The sequence below is a fragment of the Ornithinimicrobium cryptoxanthini genome, from assembly GCF_023923205.1.
GTDB classification, from domain to species: domain Bacteria; phylum Actinomycetota; class Actinomycetes; order Actinomycetales; family Dermatophilaceae; genus Ornithinicoccus; species Ornithinicoccus cryptoxanthini.
Map to the genome: position 1 here is coordinate 2,244,116 of NZ_CP099490.1, position 21,785 is coordinate 2,265,900.

General features: G+C 69.7%; 20 protein-coding genes, 1 tRNA gene and 1 other RNA gene. 7 read left to right on the forward strand and 15 right to left on the reverse strand.

Annotated elements, in window-relative coordinates:
• Positions 1 to 12 precede the first annotated feature (12 nt).
• Together NF557_RS10290 and NF557_RS10295 are read right to left on the reverse strand one after the other, a co-directional pair.
• Positions 13 to 492, reverse strand: a complete 480-nt coding sequence (locus NF557_RS10290; protein ID WP_252619176.1) for a DUF421 domain-containing protein — start codon at positions 490 to 492, stop codon at positions 13 to 15.
• Positions 493 to 503: 11 nt separating this feature from the next.
• Entirely contained in the window at positions 504 to 1,019 is a 516-nt protein-coding gene (locus tag NF557_RS10295) for a hypothetical protein (protein ID WP_252619177.1), read from the reverse strand.
• 65 nt (positions 1,020 to 1,084) lie between these two features.
• Between NF557_RS10295 and NF557_RS10300 the strand changes: the two genes are divergently transcribed.
• Positions 1,085 to 1,816, forward strand: a complete 732-nt coding sequence (locus tag NF557_RS10300) for a tyrosine-protein phosphatase (RefSeq protein WP_252619178.1) — start codon at positions 1,085 to 1,087, stop codon at positions 1,814 to 1,816.
• A 4-nt stretch (positions 1,817 to 1,820) separates the two neighbouring features.
• On the opposite strand, the gene rnpB is transcribed toward NF557_RS10300, so the two are convergent.
• The 3 genes from rnpB to NF557_RS10315 all read right to left on the reverse strand — a co-directional run bounded on the left by rnpB (position 1,821) and on the right by NF557_RS10315 (position 5,229).
• Positions 1,821 to 2,203, reverse strand: an RNA gene (gene rnpB, locus NF557_RS10305) — RNase P RNA component class A.
• Positions 2,204 to 2,268: 65 nt separating this feature from the next.
• Positions 2,269 to 3,678, reverse strand: a complete 1,410-nt coding sequence (locus tag NF557_RS10310) for an MFS transporter (RefSeq protein ID WP_252619179.1) — start codon at positions 3,676 to 3,678, stop codon at positions 2,269 to 2,271.
• A 114-nt stretch (positions 3,679 to 3,792) separates the two neighbouring features.
• Positions 3,793 to 5,229: an RNB domain-containing ribonuclease gene (locus NF557_RS10315; protein ID WP_252619180.1), complete on the reverse strand. Its 1,437-nt coding sequence runs from the start codon at positions 5,227 to 5,229 to the stop codon at positions 3,793 to 3,795.
• A gap of 86 nt (positions 5,230 to 5,315) precedes the next feature.
• On the opposite strand from NF557_RS10315, the gene NF557_RS10320 reads away from it, so the two are divergent.
• A complete protein-coding gene (locus tag NF557_RS10320) occupies positions 5,316 to 6,068 on the forward strand; it encodes a YaaA family protein (protein WP_252619181.1) in 753 nt (250 codons plus the stop codon).
• A 57-nt stretch (positions 6,069 to 6,125) separates the two neighbouring features.
• Here the strand turns inward: NF557_RS10320 and NF557_RS10325 are convergent, their stop codons facing one another.
• Genes NF557_RS10325 through NF557_RS10345 form a run of 5 tightly spaced genes read right to left on the reverse strand, consistent with a single transcriptional unit; the run spans position 6,126 to position 11,575 of the window.
• Positions 6,126 to 7,271 carry a cystathionine gamma-synthase gene (locus tag NF557_RS10325; RefSeq protein WP_252619182.1) on the reverse strand — a complete coding sequence of 382 codons (1,146 nt, stop codon included), beginning with the start codon at positions 7,269 to 7,271 and terminating at the stop codon, positions 6,126 to 6,128.
• A gap of 41 nt (positions 7,272 to 7,312) precedes the next feature.
• Positions 7,313 to 8,671 (reverse strand): cystathionine beta-synthase, encoded by a 1,359-nt coding sequence (locus NF557_RS10330; protein ID WP_252619183.1) that lies wholly within the window; start codon positions 8,669 to 8,671, stop codon positions 7,313 to 7,315.
• Positions 8,671 to 9,939: a bifunctional RNase H/acid phosphatase gene (locus tag NF557_RS10335; protein ID WP_252619184.1), complete on the reverse strand. Its 1,269-nt coding sequence runs from the start codon at positions 9,937 to 9,939 to the stop codon at positions 8,671 to 8,673. The genes NF557_RS10330 and NF557_RS10335 overlap by 1 nt, the downstream gene beginning before the upstream one ends.
• Positions 9,940 to 9,941: 2 nt before the next feature.
• The gene (locus tag NF557_RS10340) at positions 9,942 to 10,679 is read right to left on the reverse strand and encodes a zinc ribbon domain-containing protein (protein WP_252619185.1); all 738 of its coding nucleotides are present in this window, start codon (positions 10,677 to 10,679) and stop codon (positions 9,942 to 9,944) included.
• On the reverse strand, positions 10,676 to 11,575 hold the full coding sequence (locus tag NF557_RS10345) for a Nif3-like dinuclear metal center hexameric protein (RefSeq protein WP_370584455.1): 900 nt from the start codon (positions 11,573 to 11,575) through the stop codon (positions 10,676 to 10,678). Before NF557_RS10345 ends, NF557_RS10340 begins: the two co-directional genes overlap by 4 nt.
• Before the next feature lie 106 nt (positions 11,576 to 11,681).
• On the opposite strand from NF557_RS10345, the gene NF557_RS10350 reads away from it, so the two are divergent.
• A tRNA-Val gene (locus NF557_RS10350) sits at positions 11,682 to 11,754 on the forward strand.
• On the opposite strand, the gene ctlX is transcribed toward NF557_RS10350, so the two are convergent.
• The 3 genes from ctlX to NF557_RS10365 all read right to left on the reverse strand — a co-directional run bounded on the left by ctlX (position 11,714) and on the right by NF557_RS10365 (position 13,739).
• Positions 11,714 to 12,694 carry a citrulline utilization hydrolase CtlX gene (gene ctlX, locus NF557_RS10355; RefSeq protein ID WP_306255175.1) on the reverse strand — a complete coding sequence of 327 codons (981 nt, stop codon included), beginning with the start codon at positions 12,692 to 12,694 and terminating at the stop codon, positions 11,714 to 11,716. The genes NF557_RS10350 and ctlX overlap by 41 nt on opposite strands.
• Positions 12,695 to 12,843: 149 nt before the next feature.
• Positions 12,844 to 13,326 carry a peroxiredoxin gene (locus tag NF557_RS10360; RefSeq protein ID WP_252619186.1) on the reverse strand — a complete coding sequence of 161 codons (483 nt, stop codon included), beginning with the start codon at positions 13,324 to 13,326 and terminating at the stop codon, positions 12,844 to 12,846.
• Positions 13,323 to 13,739, reverse strand: coding sequence for a DUF3052 domain-containing protein (locus NF557_RS10365; protein WP_252619187.1), 417 nt, complete (start codon positions 13,737 to 13,739; stop codon positions 13,323 to 13,325). The genes NF557_RS10360 and NF557_RS10365 overlap by 4 nt, the downstream gene beginning before the upstream one ends.
• Positions 13,740 to 13,879: 140 nt before the next feature.
• Here NF557_RS10365 and aceE point away from each other — a divergent pair, with 140 nt between their 5' ends.
• A complete protein-coding gene (aceE, locus tag NF557_RS10370) occupies positions 13,880 to 16,699 on the forward strand; it encodes a pyruvate dehydrogenase (acetyl-transferring), homodimeric type (protein ID WP_370584456.1) in 2,820 nt (939 codons plus the stop codon).
• A 102-nt stretch (positions 16,700 to 16,801) separates the two neighbouring features.
• Here aceE and NF557_RS10375 read toward each other — a convergent pair whose 3' ends face one another.
• Both NF557_RS10375 and NF557_RS10380 read right to left on the reverse strand, forming a co-directional pair.
• A complete protein-coding gene (locus NF557_RS10375; protein WP_252619189.1) occupies positions 16,802 to 17,803 on the reverse strand; it encodes a glycerophosphodiester phosphodiesterase in 1,002 nt (333 codons plus the stop codon).
• Complete coding sequence (locus NF557_RS10380) at positions 17,796 to 18,383, reverse strand: DinB family protein (RefSeq protein WP_252619190.1); 588 nt, start codon at positions 18,381 to 18,383, stop codon at positions 17,796 to 17,798. The genes NF557_RS10375 and NF557_RS10380 overlap by 8 nt, the downstream gene beginning before the upstream one ends.
• Positions 18,384 to 18,470: 87 nt before the next feature.
• Between NF557_RS10380 and NF557_RS10385 the strand changes: the two genes are divergently transcribed.
• The 3 genes from NF557_RS10385 to NF557_RS10395 all read left to right on the forward strand — a co-directional run bounded on the left by NF557_RS10385 (position 18,471) and on the right by NF557_RS10395 (position 21,725).
• Complete coding sequence (locus NF557_RS10385) at positions 18,471 to 19,649, forward strand: PucR family transcriptional regulator (RefSeq protein WP_252619191.1); 1,179 nt, start codon at positions 18,471 to 18,473, stop codon at positions 19,647 to 19,649.
• A 79-nt stretch (positions 19,650 to 19,728) separates the two neighbouring features.
• Positions 19,729 to 20,679, forward strand: coding sequence for an ACP S-malonyltransferase (locus NF557_RS10390; RefSeq protein ID WP_252619192.1), 951 nt, complete (start codon positions 19,729 to 19,731; stop codon positions 20,677 to 20,679).
• Positions 20,676 to 21,725 carry a beta-ketoacyl-ACP synthase III gene (locus NF557_RS10395; RefSeq protein WP_252619193.1) on the forward strand — a complete coding sequence of 350 codons (1,050 nt, stop codon included), beginning with the start codon at positions 20,676 to 20,678 and terminating at the stop codon, positions 21,723 to 21,725. Before NF557_RS10390 ends, NF557_RS10395 begins: the two co-directional genes overlap by 4 nt.
• The last annotated feature ends 60 nt before the right edge of the window (positions 21,726 to 21,785 follow it).

Genomic DNA, 21,785 nt, shown 5'->3' on the forward strand with positions numbered 1-21,785 from the left:
GCCTACGCTGTCTCAGCCGACCGGTGGCTGTTGCTGAGCGCCTGAGCTCTCACCGTCGGTGGTGAAGAAGGACAGCTGCCCGTTGGCCTCCAGCACGGCCACCTGGATGTCACCGACCCGCTCGATGCCCTGGCCGCGGGACGCCGCCAGCAGGTCGTCCATGCCCAGTCGCTCACGCCTCATGATGTCGAGCAGCGGCTCACCGTCCTTGACGACGACCACCGGCACCCCGTGCGTGACCCGGGCGGGCCCACGCCAGCGAGAGTTGAGCCAGGCCAGGAAGATGGTCAGGACGGCGAAGGTGCCGACCGCCAGCGCGCCCGCCGTGAACGAGTAGTCCTGCTGCACGATCGCCTGCCCCACCAGGTCGCCCATCGTGATGAACAGGATCAGCTGGAACGAGCTCAGCTCGCCGAGGGTGGAGCGACCCACGACCCTGGTCACGAGCCACAGGAACAGGAACATCAGAGCCGCTCTGACGACGATCTCCATCGGGCCTCCGATCAGGGGAACAGAGTTGTCTTGAAGGTCACGGGTCGGCCCGGCACGCCATCCTCCACCACCGCGACCCGCCCCTCGCGGCCACGCACCTGGTCCGGCTGGATATAGGCGTCGAACCCGATGACCATGGTGGTGCGTCCCTCCGTCCCGAAGGTCAGATAGAGCCACTCGCCGTCTCGGGTCTCATCCGTGGCCGCGGGATACCACGCCTGCGTCTCATAGATGTCGAGATAGTCGGCGTCCAGCGCGAGCGTGACCTCCTGGTCGAGACCGGCCGGGTCGGTGACCTCGATCTCGAACGGCACGTCCTGTCCAGGTCGGCTGACCGACGGATAGGTCACCGCCAGGTGGATCGACTCTCCGCTGTCCCCCTCCACCACATCCTGTCGGTCACCGAAGAAGCCGAGGAGACCTCCCGCCACGAGGAGGGTCAGGGCCACCACGCCGGTGCGCCGCCAGAGCAGGGAGCGGCGTGAGCCGGCCTCCGGCACGTCCTCGAGAGTGGACACACTCGACATGCCACCGTGTCTACACGTCGGCGCGAACTCCTGCCACCTGATCGCATGCTCTATGGTTCCCCTCCATGAGCCCGTCGCCGGTCCCTGGTAGTGGGCCCCTCGACATCCCGAGGACCTACAACTTCCGTGAGGTCGCGCCGGGGGTGCTCCGGCCAGGTCAGCTCTATCGCTCCGACGGACTGCACCGCCTCACGCGTGAGGGCCGCAGGACCCTGGCAGACCTAGGGATCGAGCTGGTCATCGACCTGCGGTCCGACTTCGACCGTCGCCTCGGCGGTCGCGACCGGCTCAGGGGCACGGGCGCCGAGCGGTTGTCCGTCCCGATCCTGGGGGCCTCCCCGCGCACCGACCCGTCCACGATCGACCTGCGGTGGGTCTATCGCACGATCCTGACCCAGCACGCGGACGACCTCGCCACCGCCATCCGCGCAATCGCGCAGGCCGACGGCCCGGTGGTGGTGCACTGCACCGCTGGCAAGGACCGCACCGGTCTGGTCGTGGCGCTCGTGCTCAGCGCGGTGGGAGTCGACTACGAGGTCGTCGCCAACGACTATGCCGCCAGCCAGGCCAACCTGGCGGGCGACTGGACCGAGGCGATGCTGCGCAAGGCGCGGCGGTTCCGGGTGCCGATCACCGAGACCCTGGTGGAGGTCGTGGCCCACTCCCCCGAGCCCGTCCTGCGGGAGACCTTCGGCTGGCTCACGACGGAGTATGGCGGCACGCAGGACTACCTGCGCGCGGCGGGCCTCGAGGACAGCACGGTCGCGCTCCTGCGCGAACGGCTCATGCCGAAGTGATGGGTGGATGAGTCGGTCGATACGCCGGGTCCTGTCCCGTCGCGCCGTTTCCGGCACTGCGACGGTGGCGACCATCCATCTCGGGTGACCGTTGCCGGCCACCTCTAGCGATCTACCCGCACGCTCGGGCGGGCCGCCCTCAAGCGCGTGCTGTCTGACCTTGCTCCCAGTGGGGTTTACCTAGCCGCGCCGGTCGCCCGGCACGCTGGTGGTCTCTTACACCACCCTTTCACCCTTACCTCCGGCCGGAGCCGGAGGCGGTCTGCTCTCTGTGGCACTGTCCCGCGGGTCACCCCGGGTGGCTGTTAACCACCACCGTGCCCTGTGGAGCCCGGACGTTCCTCGGCGAGTCCCCGAAGGGCTCGACGCGGCCGCCTGACCGACTCATCCACCGCTCAGTCTACGGGCTCACGACAGGGCCGTATGCCGATCGCCGCGGTCCGCAGGGACACTCACCCGACGCGGTGGTCGGTGTGCTCCTTGACCCGCATCATCGCCAGGGCGCCGGCCGCGAGGATGAGCACGATCCCGAGAATGCCCCAGTACTGCGTGTTCTCCTCACCGGTGACGCGGGCGCCCAGCCAGATCCCGACCCCGAACGCGGCCGGCGACAGGAAGGAGACAACCCGTCCCGTCGTCGCATAGAGACCGAAGATCTCGCCGCTCTTGCCCTCGGGGATGAGCCGGGCCAGGAACGAGCGCGACGCCGCCTGGGCCGGTCCGACGAAGACCGTCAGGCCGAGCCCGAGCACCCAGAAGACGCTCTTGCCGCCGTCGTGCAGGAAGAAGATGAGCAGGCCCAGCACGACCAGCGCCACGAGGGAGATCATGATGACCTTCTTCGGCCCGATCCGGTCGTCCAGCAGGCCGAACAAGATGGTGGCCACGCCCGCCACGATGTTTGCGGCAGCGCCGAAGATGATGACCTCGCCGGCGCTCATCCCGAACGTCCCGGCAGCCAGGACGGCGCCGAAGGCGAAGACCCCGGCCAGCCCGTCGCGGAACAGCGCCGAGGCCAGCAGGAACCAGACGGTGTGGCGCGAGGTCTTCCAGAGCCGACGGACGGTCCCGAACAGCAGTCGGTAGGAGTCGACGATGCCTACCCGAGGGGCTCGCGGCACCGGGCGGTCCTTGAGCTTGAGGAAGGCCGGGATCGTGAAGAGCGCGATCCAGATGCCGCACATGAGCATGGAGACCCGGATGTCCATCCCGTCCTCACCCGTGACGCCGAACAGGCCGACCTCGGGCTCGATGAACAGGAAATACATCACCAGCAGCGCCACGATGCCACCGAGATAGCCGAAGCCCCAGCCGTAGCCCGAGACCCGGCCGATGTTCTTGGGCGTCGCCACCTGCTCGATCGTCGCGTTGTAGTTGACGCCCGCGATCTCGGAGACGACCGACCCGACGCCGAGCAGGACGAGACCCAGGACCAGGTAGCCGGGGTCGGCCTTGACGAAGAACAGGCTCGCCGCGAGGGCCGCCAGCACCCAGGTCTGCCACCGCAGGTTGCGCACTGTGCGGCCCGAGCGGTCGGAGTTCTGGCCCAGGACCGGCGCGAGCACCGCGACGAAGAACCCCGCGAGGGCCGTCGCCAGCGCCAGCATCTGTGAGGTGTAGTTCGTCGACCCGAAGCTGTCGCTGGTGAGGTAGACGGCGAACACGAACGTCGTGATGACGGTGTTCCACGGTTGCGCGCCCCAGTCCCACAGCGCCCACGCCGTCACGGTGGTCTTGGAGGCCCCGCTAGACGACCCCAGCGCGGTGGGGACCTCGTCGGGGTCGAGGGACCCACCAGCGTCCGGATCGAGCTGGCCGCGCTCGTGCGGTCCAGCCGCTGTGCTGTCATCTCGCGTGGTCACAGGACTGACCGTATTGCTCCGCGTATCGAATCCGCTGTTGAACCCGCCGAGTTCGCCCAGGAGACACCCGCCGAACCCTCCGCAGCTGAGGGCCCGGCGAGGCGACGCGCGGGTTCAGACGATCCGGAACCGCACCTGCTGCGTGGCGATCTCGGCCTCGACGAGCTCCACGCGCACCTCCTCCGCCAACTCAGCGCTACCCTGAGCCAGCGCGTTGACGGCCGGCTCGGTGAGCTGGACCTGGAGGCCCCTCTTGCCGGCGTCGTCGACCACGACCGCGTCGAACTCCTCACCGACCCGGTGGGCCAGGACGGCAGCCTCGGTCGCATCGGTGCAGGCGCGCTCCACCGCCTTGGCGAGGCGGCCCGAGTCATCCATGATCTCCGGCAGGGTCGGTAGGGCCTCACGCACCCAACCGGGGATCTCACGGCCCTGGGTCAGCGCCTCACAGACCACGAGCACGAACCGGTCGATGAGCCGCCGCAGCGGGGCCGTCACGTGGGTGTAGGGCGCGGCGATGGCAGCCTGCTCCGTCTGCTCGGGGACAGATCCGTCAAAGGCCGCATAGCTCGCCCCCCGGAACAGTGCCGTCGCGTCGTGGATAATCGCCAGGTGCTTGGGATCCTCGCGGTCCAGCGTGCGCAGGAAGTCGCCATAGGCCATCCCCTTGGGCCAGGTCACCCCCAAGGCCCTGACCTGGCGCCGGAAGCGGTCGACGTCACGTTGCTGGGCCGCCGGCATGGTGCGCAGGATGCCGACCTTGCCGTCCAGCATGATCTGGGCTGCCACCATGCCGGTCAGCAGACTGATCTGAGCATTCCAGTCCTCGACGGGAAGCAGTGGCCGGAACTGCAGCGAGTAGCGCCCGTCATCGTCGACGTGCACCTCCTGCTCCGGCATCGGCAGGCTCGCCCCGCCCCGCTCGGACTCCCGGCGGATCCGGTGCTCACCGACCTCCTTGAGCAGCAGCAGAGTCTCCTCCGCCTCACCCCTATCGACCAGCCCTTGCGCCTCCTCATAGGTGTAGCGCCGCACCGAACGCACCATCGCGCGATAGAGCTCGGCGCTCTCGCGGACACCCTCCGGCGTCAACCGCATATCCCAGACGTATGCCGGACGCTCCGTGTCCGGGAGCAGGCTGGCCGCTCCCTCGCTGATCTCTGTGGGGTGCAGCGGCACCCGGGTGTCGGGGCAGTAGATGGTCTGGCCACGAAGGCGCACCTCGGTGTCCAGCGCCCCGCCGGGCTCAACGAACGCCGGGACGTCTGCGATGGCGTAGCGGATGCGGTAGCCCTCACCCACCCGCTCGATGTGCATCGCCTGGTCCAGGTCCATCGAGCCGGGCGGGTCGATCGTGAGGAACGCGATAGCCGTCTCGTCACGCTCGGGCAGCGCCGGGTTCTTCGCTGCGGTGCGCGCCTCGGCCAGCGCCGCCTCGGGGAACTCGTCCCGCACCTCGAGCTTGGCTCGGATGTCGGCGAAGGCCTCCTCCAGGGCGGTCTCGTCCTGGGTCTCGCGGTGGTCACGGATCCTCGTCGCTCGCTGCGCCATACCGGTCACCCTAAGCAGAGGGGCCAACTGCCAGCGAGCGCTACCTGCCCTCTGGGGCTGCACCTGCGGTGACCTACCGTGTCCTCGTGCTCATCCTGCTGCCGCCCTCGGAGTCCAAGACGGGCCGCTCCCGCGGCCGCACCCTCGACCTGGAGCGGCTCTCCCTGCCAGGCCTGACCGCTGCCCGCGCTGCCCTCCTCGGGCCGGTTGCGGAGACCAGCGCACGTCCCGACGCGGCCTCCCTGCTGGGGGTCAGCCCGAACCTGACGGAGGAGATCTCCCGCAACACCCGGCTCACGACCGCACCGTCCGTGCCCGTCGCCGAGCTCTACACAGGGGTGCTCTACGACGCGCTCGACCTCGCCTCCCTCGACCCGGCCGCGCGACGCCGGGCCAACCGGCGGATCCTGGTCATCTCCGCCCTCTTCGGAGCGCTGCGGCTGACCGACCGGGTGCCGCCCTACCGGCTCTCGATGGCGGTCAACGTGCCCGGCGTGGGACCGTTGGCCGGCCACTGGCGGCAGCCGCTCGCCCTGGAACTGCCGGAGCAGGTCGGGCGCGGGGTGGTCATCGACTGCCGCTCCAGCACGTATGCCGCAGCCTGGGTCCCGCAGGGCGACCTCGCCAGGCGGTGGGTCCAGATCCGGGTGCCGGGCGCGACCCACATGGCCAAGCACACGCGGGGGCTGGTCACCCGCGCCCTCTGTGTCGCAGACGCCGATCCCCGCTCGGTGGCCGGCCTGGCTGACCTGCTGGGCCAGGACTTCCGGGTGGAGCTGCACGAGCCCGCGTCCGCCACCAAGCCCTGGGTCCTCGACGTCCACCCACCCCAGGCCTGACGCGCGGCGTCGTGGTGGTGGGTGACAGTCCCGGGGGTTGGCGTCAGTCCCCCGGGTTCAGCCCAGGGCGTCGAGCGCCTGCGCCACGTCGGCGACCAGGTCGGCCTCGTCCTCGATGCCGACGGAGAGGCGGATGACGTTGTCAGCCACCTCGAGCTCGGTGCCACGCACGGAGGCGTGGGTCATCTCGGCGGGATAGTTCACCAGCGACTCGACACCACCGAGGCTCTCGGCCAGCTGGAAGACCGACATCGACTCCGCAAACTGCCGGGCAGCCCCTGCCCCACCGGCCAGAGCCAGCGAGACCATGCCACCGAAGTTGCTCATCTGGCGTGCGGCGATCTCGTGCCCTGGGTGGTCGGCCAGCCCGGGATAAAAGACCTGCTCCACCGCCCGGTGCCCCACCAGCGACTGCGCGACCGCGGCCGCGTTGGAACTGTGCTTCTCCATCCGCAGCGCCAGGGTCTTGATGCCGCGGATGGTCAGGAAGACCTCCCACGGCGCGGACACACCACCGGCTGCGAACTGCAGGAACTGGATCTTCTCGCCCACCTCCTCGCTCGCGGTGACCACGACACCGCCCAGGACGTCGGAGTGTCCGCCGAGATATTTGGTCGCCGAGTGCACGACGACGTCGGCCCCGAGCGCGATCGGCGTCTGCAGCGCCGGGGAGGCAAACGTGTTGTCCACCACCACGGTCAGGCCATGCTCGTGCCCGAGGGCCGCGAGCGCCTCGATGTCGGTGATCTTCATCAGCGGGTTGCTGGGGGTCTCCAGCCACAACATCGTCGTCTCGGGCCGGATGCCGGCACGCACCGCGTCCAGATCGGTCATCTCCGCGGTGCTCAGGTTGATGCCCCACGGCGCGAGGATGCGGTTGACCAGGCGGTGGGTGCCGCCATAGACGTCGTTGCCCATCAGCACGTGGTCGCCCGGGCCCAGCAGGGCTCGCAGCGTGGCGTCCTCGGCGGCCAAGCCTGAGGCGAAGGACAGGCCCTGGACCCCGCCCTCGAGGTCGGCGACCAGCACCTGCAGTGCGTCCCGGGTCGGGTTGGTGCCGCGGGTGTACTCATAACCGCCGCGCAGTCCGCCCACGTGCTCCTGCACAAACGTGGAGGTCTGGTAGATCGGCGGGATCACCGCTCCGGTCGTCGGGTCAAAGGCCTGCCCGGCGTGGATGGCGCGGGTGGAGAATCCGGTCACGTCATGGTCCTTCACATCTTGGGGTGATCTGGAACGCCCTCTCACTTCGAGAGGAAGGTCAGCAGGTCGGGGCGGGTCAGCACGGCGACGGGCTTGCCGCCCTCTGTCACCAGCAACGCGTCCGCGTCGGCAAATGCTTCCCGCGCCGCGGACACCGTGTCGTTGACACCGATCAGCGGGAGCATCGGACCGGTCAGGGCAGTCAGTGCGTCGGTGAGCTTGGCCTCGCCGTGGAAGACGGCGTCCAGCAGGTCCCGCTCGGTCAGGCTCCCCTTGACCTCGCCCAGGACGACCGGCGGCTCGGCACCCAGGACGAGGAGCTGGCTGACGGCATACTCGCTCATGATGTCGATCGCGTCGCGGACGGTGTCGGTGGGGTGCACGTGGACCAGGTCCGGCAGCTGACCGGTCTTGGCTGACAGGACGTCGCGCACGGTCTTCTCCTCGCCGACCGCGCTGAAGCCGTAGGAGCGCATCCAGCCCTCGTTGAAGATCTTGCCGAGGTAGCCGCGGCCACCGTCGGGCAGGAGCACCACGACCGTGTGCTCGGGTCCGAGATCCTTGGCGGCCTTGAGCGCGGCCACGACCGCCATGCCCGAGGAGCCGCCGACAAGCAGGCCCTCCTCCAGCGCCAGGCGGGTCGTCATGGCAAAGGACTCGGCATCAGTCACCGGGATGATCCGGTGCGGCACGTTGGTGTCGTAGGCCCCCGGCCACATGTCCTCGCCGACCCCCTCGACGAGGTAGGGGCGCCCAGTGCCCCCGGAGTAGACCGAGCCCTCGGGGTCGGCACCGATGACGGTCACGTCCCCGACCTCCCTGAGGTAGCGGCCGGTGCCGGAGATGGTGCCGCCGGTGCCGACGCCAGCCACGAAGTGGGTGACGGTGCCGTCCGTGTCACGCCAGATCTCCGGGCCGGTCGACTCGTAGTGCGAGGCGGGGCCGTTGAGGTTCTCATACTGGTTGGGCTTGTAGGCGCCCTCGATCTCCTCGGCCAGTCGGTCACTGACGCTGTAGTAGGACTCGGGGTGCTCCGGCGGCACCGACGTCGGCGTGATCACCACCTCGGCCCCGTAGGCCTTCAGCACGTTGATCTTGTCCTCGCCGACCTTGTCCGGGCAGACGAAGACGCACCGATAGCCGCGCTGCTGGGCCACGAGCGCCAGGCCGACACCGGTGTTGCCCGAGGTCGGCTCCACGATCGTGCCCCCCGGCTTGAGCTTGCCCTCGGCCTCGGCCGCGTCGATGATCTTGATCGCGATCCGGTCCTTGACCGAGCCGCCGGGGTTGACGTACTCGATCTTGGCCAGGACCGTCGCGGCGATGCCCTCGGTGACGTGGTTGAGCCTGACGAGCGGCGTGTCGCCGATCGTGTCGAGGATGGTCTGTGCGACGCGCATCAGTGGTCTGCTCCCGGGTCGGTGGATGGCTGGTCTTCGAGGTCGTGCAGGTGGTGGGTGTCGTTGACGAAGGCGACCTGCACGCCGCCGTCGGGCCAGAACTCATAGGCGGTGAGCGAGGCCGGCGCCGTGGCGATCGACCAGGCGCGGTTGCTGTCGACGCCCAGGACTCTCGAGAGCACGACCATCAGCGGCAGCCGGTGCGTGGCCACGACGACCGTCCCGCCCCGTGCCACGGCCCTGGCCAGCGCGTGGTTGACCCGACTGGTCAGCTGGTTGCGGCTCTCGCCACCTGGACGGGCGTATGCCGGGTCCTGGCGGAGCGCGAGCAGCTCGTCCCCCGAGTGGGTCACCAGGTCGGCCATCGTCTGGCCGTCCCAGTCCCCGAACGCCTGCTCGTCCCAGTCGTGGTCGACCTCTGGGGTCAGCCCGAGGGCGTCGGCGATCGCTCCCCCGGTCTGCATGGCGCGGGTCAGGGAGGAGGTGATGACCGAGACCGTGGTCGGGCCCGATCGGTCGATGAGTCGCTTGACCGCTCCGGCAGCGGCGGAGGCCTGGGCCAGGCCCTCGTCGTTGAGCGGTGGGTTGGAGCCGCCACGGCCGTCGAGCTTGTGGCTGCGGGTGAAGTCGGTGACGCCGTGGCGCACCATGATCAGGCGGCAGGAGCCCTCCAGCGTGGGGTCGGTCTCGGTGCTGAAGAGCTCCTCACCGACGGTCGTCTGCTCCTCGCCGGCGGTCGTCTGCTCCTCGCCGGCGGCGGCTCGCACCTCCCCGACGGCGGCGCGCACCTCGCCGAACGTGGGCTGAGCCCGCGACGCCGCGTGGTCCCGACGGACGGTCTCCCCGTCCATGCCCCTGTTGGACAGTGCGTCAGCGGCGGCGTTCTGGTCACGCGGGACCCAGCCATAGGCCACCTGCCCACCAGCAGCCTCGATGGCACTGGCAAGCTCGCGTGCCTCCCCGGCCAGCCGGCGCATGTCCTCGTGCTTGATCTTCCACCGGCCACTCATCTGCTCCACGACGAGCTTGGAGTCCATCCGCACCTGGACCTGCGCGGCCTCGCGTCCCAGGTCCAGCACAGCCCGCAAACCCTCGATCAGGCCGGTGTACTCCGCCACGTTGTTGGACGCCGTGCCCAGCGGCGCGGCGCGCTCCGCCAGGAGCTGGCCGTCAGCCTCACGCACCAGAGCGCCATAGCCCGCCACCCCGGGATTTCCCCGCGACCCACCGTCCGCCTCGACGATCAGCCGGCCCCCGGCTGACGGCATACTCACAGTCCTGACTCGGGCGTGCGCACCAGGATCCGACGGCACTCCTCACACCGCAGCACCTCGTCGGGGTCGGCCGCACGGAAGCGGCTCAGGTCAACCTGGTTGAGCTCGAGCTGACAACCACCGCACCGTCGTTGCTGCAGCGGGGCTGCGCCCGTGCCGGAGACGGTCCGGATCTTGTCATAGAGGGCCAGCAGCTCGTCACTGACGTCGGCGACGATCGCCTCCCGGCCGGCGGCGACCTGCGAGCGGTCGCTCTCGATGGTTGCGCTCTTGGCGTCCCGGTTGGCGGTGAGCTCGGCCTGCTGGCCGGCGAGGGCCGCGCGGTCGGCCTCAGCCCGGGCCACGGCGGAGTCCAGCGTCTCGGCGCGCTCCATGACCTCGAGCTCCTCGTCCTCCAGCGTCGCCTGCCGGCGAGCCAGGGACTCCAGCTCATGCTGCAGCGCCTGCATGTCCTTGGCGCTGCCGACGCCGGCATCCAGCCGCTGCTGGTTGCGCGCGGCACGGTCGCGCACGAGCTGGACGTCGGTCTCGGCCTTGCCCAGCTCGCGCTGCACGTCGCTGCGCTCGGTCGTGGTGCGCACCACCTCGGCGTCCAGGTCGGCAGCCCGGGTGGAGAGCTCTGCCAGCTGTGCGTGCTCAGGCAGGACCTCCAGCTGGTGGTCGAGCTGGCCGAGTCTGGTGTCAAGCGCCTGGAGCTCGAGCAGTCGCTGCTGCTGGGTGGGGTCGGCTTTCACTGGTCTCCCTGGGTGTGTTCTCCGGGTCCGGCCGCGCCCAGGACGAAGTCCCACGGGTCGGTCCGCACCTGCGAAACGGTGACCTCCAACCTAGCCCCCGCCGCCCCCAGCTCACTCATCAGTCGCGTGGCCAGGCCGGGGAGCCACAACGACTCGCTCGCATAATGACCGGCGTCGACCAGGTATGGCGTGCCGGCACCGATGCCGGCCTCCTCGCGGGCCTCGAGGGCGGGGTGGTGTCGCAGGTCGGCAGTGACATAGACGTCGGCCCCGCTGGCGCGGACCGCGGCGAACGCGCTGTCCCCTGCTCCGCCGAGGACGGCGACCCTGCGCACGGTGCCGTCAGGGGGTCCGGCCACCCGGATGCCGCCCGCGGTGGGTGGCAGTCCCGCCACCAGTCGGGCCGCGAAGTCGGCCAGCTCCAGCGCCTCCGGGAGGTCGCCGACGCGTCCCAGCTCCTGACCCTCGGTGATCTCGAGCGGCTCGGTGTCGGTCAGGCCGCAGGCGAGCGCCAGGGCTTGTCCCACACCGGGGTCGGCGACATCAGCGTTGGTGTGTGCGCAATAGAGCGCGATGTCGTGGACGATCAGCTCGGTGACGGCGGCCCCCTTGGCGGTGGTGGTGGCGACCGAGTGGATGCCGCGCAGCAGCAGGGGGTGGTGGGTGATGATCAGGTCGGCGCCGGCCTCCCGCGCCTCCGCGATCACGGCCAGGGTCGGGTCGACCGCCAGCAGGATGTGGCGCACCGGCTGCTCCGGATCGCCCGCGACCAGGCCGACCCGGTCCCACGACTGGGCCGTGTCCGGTGGGAACATCATGTCCAGGGCCGCGACGACCTCGCGCAGGGTCAGGTCCCCCGCTGTCTGGTCCTCGGCTGTCTCAGTCACGCTGCCCATGCTAGGTCGCGGTCCCGACACTCGGCTGCTCCATTCGTCCGCTGCTCCATCGACTGGCACAATGGGGCGCCGCAGCGCCGCGTCGGTTGTCACCGAGGGCGCGCTGGGGCCTGTAGCTCAGTTGGTAGAGCACCGCGCTTACACCGCGGTTGTCGTCGGTTCGAGCCCGGCCGGGCCCACCGAGTCCCGCAGCTCCCGGCGGGCATCCAGATCGATGCCCGCCAGCATGCACCGCACCGAGCCTCCCGCGAGCTCGATCGTGGGGACGTCGAGCGGCAGCAGGGTGCAGCTTGCCTCGATCACCTCACGCTGCCCGGCGGTCAGGGTCGCGGCTGCGCGAGTCGACAGCGCCAGGAACCGCTGACCCTGATGGCCCTCCAGCTCGATCGAGTTGCCCGCGAAGTCGTGGATCTGCTCAGGGGTCAGGTCCAGGACTGTGCGGGTGCCACGGCGTCCGGACAACCGGTGCGCGACCTCTTCCCGGCGACGGGGGTCGGTGATCATCGACAGACCGATCAGGACGAACTCTGAGGCGATGCACATGATGACGTTGGTGTGATAGACCGGCGTCCCGTTGCTGTCCGCGGCGTCGAACACCATCGGCTCGTAGCCAAACGCGGTGCAGAACCGCTCCAGCACCACCGGGTCAGCACGGCGCGATCGGGCGGTGTAGGCGATCCGCGAGACCTGGTCCAGCACCATCGCGCCCGTCCCCTCGAGGAAGACGTTGTCGTGCTCCAGGCCGGAGTAGTCGATGACGTCCTGGACGCGGTACTGCGTCTTGAGCATCTCAACGATGTCCTGGCGGCGCTCGGTGCGCCGGCTCGGTGCATACATCGGGTAGAGCGCCGCCCGGCCCCCGGCGTGGGTGGAGAACCAGTTGTTGGGAAAGACGCTGTCCGGCCGGGTGGCGTCCTCGTCGTCGAACAGGTGCACCGTGATCCCGGCGTCCTTCAGCACCTCGGCAGCGCGGGTCACCTCCTGGTAGGCCTTGTCGGCCAGCACGTCTGGGGCTCCCGTGGCCGCCACCTGGAAGGCGTTGTCTGCGGCGGTGTCCGGGTTGGGGGTGAACCGGTGGGGGCGGATCATCACAACTGCGCTGGGGGCCTGGACAGGCATAGACACCTCTTTCACGGTGGAGTGGACGCGGTGGGCACACCGCGTTGACCCGAGTGTCCCATCCCGACGTCGGGGAGTGGAATCAGCGCACCTCACCCGCTCAGGGGGGAGGAGGGCAGCCCTGGAGGTGCGGGAGTGCCCGGGCGCTCCTAGAGGTGCTTCACGGCTGCGTGGAGGACGCCGATGTCGCGCTGCTCGCCCGGGCCGTTGACCAGGCTCCAGACGATCCGCAGCTGCGGGTCCACCACAAAGGTCCCGCGCACGGCCATGCCAGACGCCTCGTCGAACACACCGTAGGCGCGAGCCACCTCACCGTGGGGCCAGAAGTCGGACAGCAGCGGGAAGCGATAGCCCTCGTGCGCGGCCCAGGCCGCCTGCGCGTGCCGGGGGTCGCAGCTGATCGCATAGACGTTGACCCGCTCGTTGACGAACTCGTCGACGTTGAGCTGGATCTCGAGCAGCTCGCCGGTGCAGATGCTGGAGAACGCGAACGGGAAGAACACCAGCAGCGCGTGCCGGTCCCGCACTGCCTCCGAGAGGGTGACGTGCGCGCCGGTCTGGTCGGTCAGGGTGAAGTCCGGGGCCAGGTCGCCGACGGCGGGGGCCGGGTTGGTGGCCAGGGGCAGGCTCATCGTCGACCGACCAGTCGCTGCGCGTGCCACGCGCCGCCCTCGCCGATCGGGATGACGCCACTGGCGGTCAGTCCGGCTGTGGCACAGGCCTCCTGCACGTCGTGGGCCGCGACCCGGTCGGGCCGTCCGGCACCGGGGGTGACGAGCACGATGAACCCGCCGTCCTCCAGCAGCGCGAGGCAGTCGACCAGCTCGTCGGTGAGGTCACCGTCGCCGTCGCGCCACCAGAGCAGCACGGCGTCCACGATGCCGGTGTAGTCGTCCGGCTCGAACGACGCACCGATCACGGTCGCCACCCGTTCGCGGAACATCTCCGACACGTCGTCGTCGTGGCCGTACTCCACGACGATCTGGTCGTGCTGGAAGCCGAAGCGGTCCACTGCGCCCGCGGAACGGGTGTCATTGTCAGACATAGTTCCTCCAGTTCACTAGAGAACGCTGGCAGTGGCAAGACACGACACGCAGGTGCTGGTCCGGAGATGCCTGGTGATGATGAGTATGACGGGGGTTGGGCGTGCCGGCATCGTGCCGGTCCGCCGTGGTGGAGAGGCCCATGCGGACACGGTACAAGGCGTGCGAGGATGGACAACGGAGAGTGTGGCTCCCAGTGGAAGGAACACCAGTGACAAGCAACCAGCCAGGCCCGATTGTCAACGGACTGCCCAGCCAGATCCCGGACACTGACCCTGAGGAGACCCAGGAGTGGTTGGCCTCCCTGGAGGGTGCGATCGAGGCAGGTGGTCGACGTCGCGCCCGCTATCTGATGCTGCGCATGCTGGAGCGGGCCCGTGAGTCCCAGGTCGGGATCCCCTCGCTGACCACCACGGACTACATCAACACCATCGCCCCCGAGCAGGAGCCCTGGTTCCCCGGCGACGAAGAGGTCGAGCGCCGCTACCGCGCCTGGATCCGCTGGAACGCCGCGGTCATGGTCCACCGCGCACAGCACCCCGACATCTCCGTCGGTGGACACATCTCGACCTATGCCTCGGCCGCCACTCTCTATGAGGTCGGCTTCAACCACTTCTGGCGTGGTCGCGACCACCCGGGCGGTGGCGACCAGATCTTCTTCCAGGGTCACGCGTCCCCGGGCATGTATGCCCGCGCCTACCTCGAGGGGCGTCTGGAGGAGGAGGACCTCGACGGCTTCCGCCAGGAGAAGTCGCACATCGTCGACGGCGAGATCCGGGCGCTGCCGTCCTACCCGCACCCGCGGAGCATGCCTGACTTCTGGCAGTTCCCGACCGTGTCCATGGGCCTGGGGCCGATGAACGCGATCTATCAGGCGCAGTTCAACAAGTACCTCCACAACCGCGGGCTGAAGGACACCTCCGAGCAGCAGGTGTGGGCCTTCCTCGGCGACGGTGAGATGGACGAGCCGGAGTCACGGGGTCTGTTGCACGTCGCCGCCAACGACGAGCTGGACAACCTGACCTTCGTCATCAACTGCAACCTGCAGCGGCTGGACGGTCCGGTCCGGGGCAACGGCAAGATCATCCAGGAGCTGGAGTCGTTCTTCCGCGGCGCCGGGTGGAACGTCATCAAGGTCGTCTGGGGCCGCGGCTGGGACCAGCTCCTGGCCGCCGACCCCTCCGGTGCGCTCGTCAACCTGATGAACGCCACCCCTGACGGCGACTACCAGACCTACCGCGCCAAGACCGGTGGCTTCATCCGGGACCACTTCTTCGGCCGCGACCCGCGCACCAAGGAGCTGGTCAAGGACTGGTCCGACGAGCAGATCTGGTGGTCTCTCAAGCGTGGTGGCCACGACTACCGCAAGGTGTATGCCGCCTATCAGTCGGCGATGAACCACACGGGCCAGCCGACGGTCATCCTGGCCAAGAGCGTCAAGGGTTACAGCCTCGGCTCCAACTTCGCGGGCCGCAACGCGACCCACCAGATGAAGAAGCTCACGCTGGAGGACCTCAAGGCCTTCCGCGACGGGTTGAAGATCCCGATCACCGACGAGCAGCTCGAGGCCGATCCCTACGCGCCGCCGTTCTACCGGCCCGCCGACGACGACCCGACGCTGCAATACATGCGCGAGCGTCGCAACAAGCTCGGCGGTGGGCTGCCCAAGCGCCAGCCCGAGAAGGCCAAGGCGCTGACCCTGCCCGGTGACGAGACCTACGCAGTTGGCAAGAAGGGTTCAGGCAAGCAGCAGGTCGCCACGACGATGGCGTTCGTCCGCATCTTCCGGGACCTTATGCGGCACAAGGAGTTCGGCAAGCACATCGTGCCGATCATCCCCGACGAGGCCCGCACGTTCGGCATGGACAGCTTCTTCCCGACGGCCAAGATCTACAACGTCCACGGGCAGAACTACACGTCAGTCGACGCCGAGCTGATGCTGGCCTACAAGGAGTCCGAGCAGGGCCAGATCCTGCACCTGGGCATCAACGAGGCGGGCTCGGTCGCGGCACTGACCGCCGCCGGCACGTCATACGACACCCATGCCCTGCCGATGGTGCCGTTCTACGTCTTCTACTCGATGTTCGGCTTCCAGCGCACCGGTGACGGCATCTTCGCAGCGCAGGACCAGCTGGCCCGTGGCTTCATGATGGGTGCCACCGCCGGTCGCACCACGCTGACCGGCGAGGGTCTGCAGCACGCCGACGGGCACAGCCACCTGCTGGCCTCGGCCAACCCCGCCGTGGTGTCCTACGACCCGGCCTACGGCTATGAGATCGCCCACCTCATCCAGGACGGCCTCCGCCGGATGTATGGCGACTCCCCCGAGGACGTCCTCTACTACATCACGCTCTACAACGAGCCGATGGTGCAGCCGCCGGAGCCCGAGGGCGTCGACATCGAGGGCATCCTCAAGGGCATGCACCGCATTGCCGACCGTGGTGATGGCGACAAGAACGTGCGGTTGCTGGCCTCCGGTGTCGGCGTGCCGTGGGCCCTGGAGGCGCGCGACCTGCTGGCCGACGACTGGGGCGTCTCTGCCGAGGTCTGGTCGGTGACCTCGTGGACCGAGCTGCGCCGTGAGGCGCTGGACTGCGACAAGGACGCGTTCCTGCACCCCGAGCAGGAGCGCCGGGTGCCCTACGTGACCCAGCGGCTGTCCGAGGGCAGTGGTCCGGTCGTGGCCACCAGCGACTACATGCGCGCGGTGCAGGACCAGATCGCGCAGTGGGTGCCGGAGGACTACTACTCCCTCGGCGCGGACGGCTTCGGCTTTGCCGACACCCGCGCTGCGGCACGTCGCTTCTTCCACATCGACGGACCGTCGATGGCGGTGAAGGCGCTGCAGATGCTCGCCGACCGTGGCGAGATCTCTGCGGACATCCCGCTGCAGGCCGCGCAGAAGTATCAGCTGCTCGACGTGCGCGCCGGCACCAGCGGCACCGCAGGCGGCGACGCCTAAGTCCGAGCGGGCGACACATCGCAACCTGAACACGGTTGTCGAGGCTGCGGGAGGGAAATATCCCTCCCGCAGCCTCTTTTTCCGTGCCCAGGCACGGGGGGCCTAGCCCGGAGGGCGCGCGAGGGCGAGGACGCCCAGGTCGGTGTGGTCGGTGAAGAAGCCGTCCACACCGGCGGCCAGGTGCGCGCGGATCTCGGCCACGACGTCGCCCCGGCCGTCGGCACCACGCAGGTCCGTGGGCAGGAACTCGTTCTCCCATCGGAACGTCCAGGGATGCACCACCAGCCCGGCCTCGTGCGCGTCCGCGACCAGCGACGTGGGCTCCCCAAGGCTCCCGTCCGCGGTGCGGGCCACCACGAGGTCCTTGTGCGGGCCGATGCCCTCGACCCAGCGCGAGAGCTCGGCCAGCCCGCTCGGCGTCAGGAGGTCGGCGAAGGTCCGTCGGTCGCCCGCGGCCACCAGGTCGAAGGGTGCACCGGTCGCGTCCGCCAGGAAGACGAGCGGCACGCGGGCGCCGAGATCGCGCCGGAGCATGACCAGGTTGTCCAGCTCGAAGGACTGCACGAAGACCGGCGCGTCGGGCCGGTTCAGCCCGGCCTCGCCCAGCTGCGCGACCAGGGTCTCCTCCAGCGGCAGGCCGATCGAGCGGAAGTATGTCGGGTGCTTGGTCTCGAGATAGAGGCCCAGCTCCCGGTCCAGCTCGGTCGCGAGTCGTGATCGCAGCGCGAGGATGTCCTGCAGGGTCGGCACCTCGAACAGGTCGTCGCTGACAGTGTTGACCGGTCGCAACCGCGGGAGGCGCTCCCGGCAGCGCAGGGTGCGCAGCTCTGCCAGGGTCAGGTCCTCGGTGAACCAGCCGGTGACCTCGACACCGTCGATCTCTTTGGTGGTGTGCCGGTCGGCGAGCTCAGGATGGTCTCTGACGTCGGTCGTGCCGGAGATCTCGTTCTCGTGACGGGCCACCAGGTGCCCGTCCGCGGTGGCGACCAGGTCCGGCTCGAGGTAGTCGGCCCCCATCTGTGCCGCGAGCCGGTAGGCCGCGAGGGTGTGCTCGGGGCGGTAGCCGCTGGCGCCCCGGTGCGCGATGAGGATCGGCTCAGGCACCTCGCCGCCCCGTGGGTGCCCCCGCGCTGCCGGCGCCCACGTCGTGCAGGTGGTGGGCGAGGTCGTGGACCAGATAGCGGCCCAGGGTCAGGGCGGTGAACGACGCACCGTCGGACCGTTGGGTCGACCGGTCCCAGTCGCCGCTGTCGTAGCGGTCCAGCTGCTCCACCAGCGCGTCCGTCCTGGTGCTGATCCCCGCGCCGACCTCCGCAGGGTTTTGCACGGCATAGGCACCTGCGACCGCGGCCTCGTCCTGGTCCCAGTTGGGCAGGGTCGGGTCCTCCTTCGCCAGGACCAGGGCGAAGCGACCGGCGAAGACGTCGAGCACGTCGTGCACATGGCAGGCGTACTCCAGCGGTGACCAGGTGCTCGGGTCGGGGCGGTCGCGCAAGCCCGCCGCGGCGGCCTCCTGGTCATCGAGGACCAGCGCCCAGGGGCGGGTCAGCGCACGCACCAGGGTGGGCAGCTGGTCGGCGGTCACCGCCGAGGCGTCGAAACCGCACTCCGCGCACGGTCGCTGGGTGGTCCAGGTCCAGTCCTTGGTGTCGGGCACGATCGGGTCAGCAGGCTCGGGCGACATGCGTCGAACCTACCGCTGTCCAGGAGTGGGGGCTCCCACGCCCGGCGGTTGTGTGGCAGCCACAAATCGGCGGGATACAGTGCCGACGTGGACAGCGACGCCCCCAACGGCTCCGGGGAGCTCACGCTGCGCAACGTCGGCGCCGTCGCGACCTTCGCAGCCCAGGGCATGGAGCGCGAGCACCAGTGGTATCGCGAGCTGTCGGCGCAGGACCGCTCCTGGGTCGGGCTCGTGGCCCAGGCCGGGATCCACGGGTTCCTGGCGTGGTATCGCCAGGGTGAGGACTCCCGGCCCGTGACAGCGGACATCTTTGGCACGGCGCCGCGCGAGCTGGCCCACACCATCACCCTGCGGCAGACGCTGGACCTGGTCCGCACCACCATCGACGTCGTCGAGGAGCACGTGGACCTGCTGGCACTGCCCGGCGAGGAGGCCCGGGTCCGCAACTCGCTGCTGCGCTACTCCCGCGAGGTCGCCTTCGCCGCCGCCCAGATCTATGCCGCGGCGGCCGAGTCCCGCGGTGCGTGGGACGCGCGGCTGGAGTCGCTCGTCGTGCACGCGGTGATCCGCGGCGAGGCCGACGACACGCTGCAGTCCCGCGCCGCCGAGCTGGGCTGGGAGCAGGTGCCCGACGTCGCGGTCGTCGTGGGTGTCATGCCCCAGCGCAGCAGCGCGGAGGTGGCAGAGGGCATCCGGTCGGCCTCGGCCCGCGAAGGGCTCGAGGTCCTGATCGCCGTGCAGGGCAACCGGCTCATCGCCGTCCTGGGCCGGCTGACCGACCCGTTGGTCACAGCGGCCCGGCTGGCCAGCCACTTCGGCACCGGTCCCGTCGTGGTCGGACCGCTGGTGCCGCACCTCTTCGCGGCCGGCCGCTCGGCGCGGTCCGCGCTCTCCGGTCTGGACGCGGCCCCGGCCTGGCCGGAGGCGCCCCGCCCGGTCGCCGCCGACGACCTGCTGGCCGAGCGCGCCCTCAACGGCGAGGGTCCGGCTCGCCGACTGCTGGTCGACCGGGTCTATCGGCCCCTCGCCCAGCACGGGGGTCTCCTCGAGACGGCCACGACCTATCTGGAGTCGGGGGCCCGGCTCGAGGCGAGCGGACGGGCGCTCTTCGTGCACCCCAACACGGTGCGCTACCGACTCCAGCGGATCGCGGACGTCGTCGACCTCGACCTGACCCAGCCGCGGGACGCGTGGGTCGCCCGGATCGCTCTGGCCTATGGCCGGATGGCCTCCGGTGCGCAGGTGACCTGGCGTCGCACGTTGTAGGTTTCCTCCAAGGAACGGTGCCAGATGTCGTGGGTAACGATGTCGTCACCTCGAAGCTCCGGACGGGAGAGTGGGACTTGTGCTTGTGATCGTTGCGCCCGGACAGGGCTCCCAGACCCCCGGCTTCCTTGACCCCTGGCTCGAGCTGGACGGCTTCCGCGACCGACTGGAGTGGCTCTCTGCGGCAGCCGCGCTCGACCTCGTCGGTCACGGCACCACCTCCGACGCCGAGACCATCCGCGACACCGCCGTCGCCCAGCCCCTGATCGTCGCAGCCGGCCTGGGGACCCTGCCCGCCGTCCTGTCCGAGACCGGTGGCACGGTCAGCGGCTGGGCCGGGCACAGCGTCGGTGAGATCACGGCGTATGCCGCGGCCCAGGTGCTCTCGCAGGAGCAGGCGATGATCCTGGTGCGTGAGCGCGGCCAGCTGATGGCCGAGGCTGCCGCCGCCACCCCGACCGGCATGAGCGCCGTGCTCGGGGGCGACGCGGACGAGGTCACCACGGTGCTGGAGCAGCACGGTCTGACCCCTGCCAACATCAACGGCGGCGGACAGATCGTGGCGGCCGGCACGATGGACCAGCTCGCGGCCCTGCAGGACGCGCCGCCAACCCGGGCCCGCGTCATACCCCTGCAGGTCGCCGGCGCCTTCCACACCCACCACATGGCCAGCGCGGTCGAGCAGCTCAGCAGCTATGCCCGCGTGATCACCACCCACGACCCGACCAGCACGCTGCTGTCCAACTCCGACGGTGCCGCCGTCACCAGCGGCCCGGACGCCCTGACCCGGTTGGTCAACCAGGTCAGCAACCCGGTGCGCTGGGACCTGTGCATGGAGACCTTCGCCGAGCTCGGCGTCACCGGCCTGATCGAGATCCCGCCGGCCGGCACCCTGACCGGCCTGGCCAAGCGCGGGCTCAAGGGCGTGGAGCTGCTGGCCCTGAAGACCCCGGACGACCTCGAGGCCGCCCACCGCATGATCCGCGAGCACGGCAGTGCCGCGAGCCGCCCCCAGGAGGATGCCCAGTGACCGCCCAACCCACGGCCAAGGCCGACCAGCCCACTCTGACGGTCCCGGAGGGGCCCCGTCACGCGCGCGTGCACGGGGTCGGTGGCTACCGCCCCGAGCGCATCGTCACCAACGAGGAGATCTGTCAGTGGATCGACTCCAGCGACGAGTGGATCCAGCAGCGCTCCGGCATCAAGGAGCGCCGTTTCGCCCGTGCGGACGAGACCGTGATCGACATGGCCGAGGCGGCCTCGCGCGATGCGATGGCGATGGCCGGCATCACCCCGGACCAGATCTCGGTGGTGCTCATGGCGACCGTGACCCACCCGTACCAGACCCCGGCGGCGGCGCCGATCCTGGCCGAGCGCCTGGGCACCAGCGGCCCGGCCGCCTTCGACATCTCCGCCGCGTGCGCGGGCTACTGCTATGGCATCTCGCTGGCCAACGACATGGTGCGGGCCGGCAGCGCTGAGTATGTCCTGGTCGTCGGCGTCGAGAAGCTGTCCGACTTCACCGACAAGCACGACCGCGGCAGTGCGTTCATCTTCGGTGACGGCGCGGGTGCGGCCATCGTCGGTCCGTCCGACTTCCCCGGCATCGGCCCCACGATCTGGGGCTCGGACGGCGAGAACTGGGACAAGATCATGCAGAAGGAGCCCTGGACCGGACTGCGGGCGGACATGACCTCGGCCGACGCCGGCGCGGTCGAGTGGCCCCACTTCGCGATGCAGGGCCAGTCCGTCTTCCGCTGGGCGGTCTATTCGATCGCCCCCGTGGTCGACCAGGCGCTGGCTGCGGCCGGCATCAGCTCCGAGCAGCTGGACGTCTTCATCCCGCACCAGGCCAACATGCGCATCACCGACGCGATGATCAAGCACATCAAGCTGCCGGAGGGCATCCCCGTGGCGCGGGACATCGCCGAGACCGGCAACACGTCTGCCGCCTCGGTCCCACTTGCGACGGCGCGGATGCTCAACGAGGGTGAGGCACCACACGGCGGCCTGGCGCTGCAGTTCGGCTTCGGAGCCGGGCTGGTCTATGCGGCGCAGGTCATCGTCCTGCCCTGACAGGTTCCCGAGGCCCGGCGGGTTTCCCGGGTCAGTCCAGATGGAAGAAGAAGGAGCACG